Source organism: Paenisporosarcina sp. TG-14 (assembly GCF_000297555.1).
Taxonomy (GTDB): domain Bacteria; phylum Bacillota; class Bacilli; order Bacillales_A; family Planococcaceae; genus Paenisporosarcina; species Paenisporosarcina antarctica.
The window spans coordinates 1-380 of record NZ_AMGD01000121.1; the positions used below are offsets into that span (position 1 = coordinate 1).

1 protein-coding gene is annotated in these 380 nt (G+C 39.7%); it reads right to left on the bottom strand.

The features are described from left to right. Window positions 1-380 (bottom strand): ATP-binding protein (locus C406_RS19790; protein WP_036655220.1); only part of this gene is annotated, 380 nt, incomplete at both ends.

The window sequence follows — 380 nt, forward strand, 5'->3', positions numbered from 1 at the left end:
TTTACATTATTCATTAATTGAACCGCTGCATCACAAATACGATCACGTAATTCTTTTGTTAAGGAGTTAGAAGGAGCAATTTCAACTACTTTTTGATGTCTCCGTTGAATTGAACAATCACGCTCGTACAAATGCACCAAATTGCCGTGCTTATCCCCTAAAATTTGGACTTCTATATGTTTTGGCTTATACACAAGCTTTTCAACGTATACTTCATCGGATCCAAAAGCAGCTTTTGCTTCTGATTTTGCTCTCTCGTATCCTGACTCAACATCGTTCACTGTAGGGACACTTCGCATACCGCGACCGCCGCCGCCTAAGGACGCTTTAATCATTAAAGGATAGCCATATTCTTCGCCAAATGCTTTTACTTCTTCTAT